Raw genomic sequence first — 2,688 nt, forward strand, 5'->3', positions numbered from 1 at the left:
TAAATATTTATTTTAATTTAAAAGCCATTTCATACGAAATTGATAATGTTGCATATCATCAATGCTCATAAAAGGTTATCTCAATGTTGCTTGATGGTAAGTTACGATTTCATGTACTTAAAAAGGAGAGTACGTTACATGTTTAATAAAAAATTAATTACTTTATCTATTCTGGCTGCCATCAGTCTGAGTGATGTTTATGCCAACATATCTCTACCCCAAGGTTCTGCGATAAATGCACTGAGTAATTTACAAGACATCAGTAGCATTCGTTATCTAAATATGGCTAACACGCAAGCGCGAACGAATGTAAACCTCTCGTTAATGTCGATTAAAAATGGAATTGATAATAAAGGGAAAACCTTATTACTAGATTTTACTATGTTAGATGATCCAATAGAAAGACAGACGGCAAGAGATGAGTTAATAAGAAAAATTGGGGTTGACTTTGATAGTGATTTTATTCTTATTAGCAGTTATAAAAACCAGATCATGTTTACACCAATTCAAACGCATGATATTCATCGAATAGCTGAGATATTAGAGCAAGTCACCAAAAATTCAGAGTATGATAGGCTTAGTCCACGTGAAGCAGAAGACTTACCTCAAGTCGCTTTTTATTTGAATGTGGTCAAACCCATCAAAGCTGATGAATGTACATTTAGGAATAGTCATTTCCCAGAATGGGATGCAAGCAATCGCACTTTTTGCGATGAAGATGCCGGCATATCTTTAATTTATCGAGTAAGTTATCTACGCTCACTTCCTTTCGGAGACAGTGGTGGAGATACACCAGATGCAAAGATTGTTCGTATCACTTTAGATAAAAACTCTACAGGTTCAGGTATCCATTTGAATAATCGACTGAATTGGAATTATCAAGACAATCCCGATTATTATTCAATGAATGGATGGCAGAGAGCTTGGTCTACTGACGCTATAGCGCAAGACTATCAGTTTGAATTTAATGCTTCTAATGATAAAGCAAGGATATTGCGTACTTTTCCAAGTCATAATATCAATAGACAATATGAAAATACCGTAGAATCAGGATTTACAGTTGGAATCGCGAGCAGCTTAGAAGGCCCTAAAGCGAAACTTGACGCAAGTATGTCATATACTCAACAACGCTTGTTAAGCTACAATACTCAAGAGTATCGTATCGATCGTAGTACTAAAAACTTTCGTAATGTGAGTTTTTCGTGGCAACGAGATGCATATCCAACAGCAGATTCTCTGATATTAAATCACAGTGTACCATTCGGCTCGTACGACTATCCCGCGGATCTCAATCGCATTGGGGCAATTGGTTACAAAAGCTTTCTACCTAACTTAGATATTATTTATAAAGCAAAACGGATGAGTCGGGAACAACCGAATTTATCATTGATTCATCAGTTAATTAATATAATGCCACTCTATCATGCAGCATACAGTTTTCATCTTTTATTTTGGAACCAAAAAACATATGCTGGTTTTGATAATACACCTTATCGCCGAATCACAGCACGAACAAAATTTATCACTGACTGGAACCATCCTGTATTCACCGGTGGTCGCCCGGTGAACATACAGATTGGTGCGTATAATAATACTTGTATTGAAACAAACACTGAGGGTGCTATTTATACCGCTGATTGTGAATTGACCAAAGCTGAACAATCTTTTATTTATGATCAACTAGGAAGATATATGAGTGTAGCCCATCGCAACCAATGCGTTGATGGCCAATTTCTAGATCAGTTAAGAGCTTGTGATGCTTCATTAAGTCAGCGCTGGGAATGGATCGAAAATTTCGATCAACTCAGTAATAAATATAACAACCTATTGCTTGGAAAAAATAAAATGACCAATCGACTTGGCTTATATACGCAAGATGACACCAACGTAAGCACAAGAATGATTACCACTTATACAAACCTGTTTAATCGGAATATATCCTCAAGTTCACCCGTACTTGGTTTAACTCATGGTCAGCTCACTCAGCAGCAGATCGGACAAGAGAATAAACTTTACATCCGAGCCGGTGCAGCAATTGATGCGCTAGGCTCTGATCCTGAACTGCTAATCGGAGGAACCGGCGGTAGCTTATCTTCGGTAGATCTATCAGGCGTAACCTCTATTATTGCCACCTGGGGAGATTTTCAATATGGTGGCCAACAGCTAGTCGCGCTTACTTTTAACTATCAAGACGGGCGTCAACGTACTGTGGGATCGAACGATTATGTCACTAACCCTCATCAAGATCGTTTTGATGTACCTCCATCTACCCCGATCACACAACTTAAAATTTGGGCCGATGACTGGTTAGTTAAAGGTGTACAATTCAGCGTGAATTAAATAGAAACTCAATGCCCAGACACCAGAGTATTGAGTATTTAAATCCCTTAACTGCTAAAAATCAACGCAAGTAGTATTCACGTCACCAATCGAATGCCAAAAGAGTGATGTTTATTGGCCAATTCGCGCTCTTATTGTTCTGTCAAGGCCGCATAACGTTGCCCTTATCGTTCATTTTCCTTACTACAAGCCAGCCGTTAATCAAATTTTAGCCCCGCCCTTATAAATAAAAATATTCATAAGACCTAATAGACTGAAAAAAAAGGATTATTTTAAGATATTTTTATTTCGTATCTTTATCCCCCTCCAAGCACAATAATGGATTTGCTTTCGAGAGCAGTACAACGG

General features: G+C 37.8%; 1 protein-coding gene. It reads left to right on the forward strand.

The window, feature by feature from the left end:
* The first annotated feature begins 138 nt into the window (after positions 1–138).
* Positions 139–2,340, forward strand: a complete 2,202-nt coding sequence (locus AACU59_RS04515) for a leukocidin family pore-forming toxin (protein WP_161437754.1) — start codon at positions 139–141, stop codon at positions 2,338–2,340.
* Positions 2,341–2,688 lie beyond the last annotated feature (348 nt).

It is taken from the genome of Vibrio sp. V23_P3S9T160 (assembly GCF_963886625.1).
Taxonomy (GTDB): Bacteria; Pseudomonadota; Gammaproteobacteria; order Enterobacterales; family Vibrionaceae; genus Vibrio; species Vibrio anguillarum.

What these genes read in the sequence shown, in the direction of transcription:
- AACU59_RS04515 (WP_161437754.1), top strand. Translation starts at nt 139, where the DNA reads ATGTTTAATAAAAAATTAATTACTTTATCTATTCTGGCTGCCATCAGT.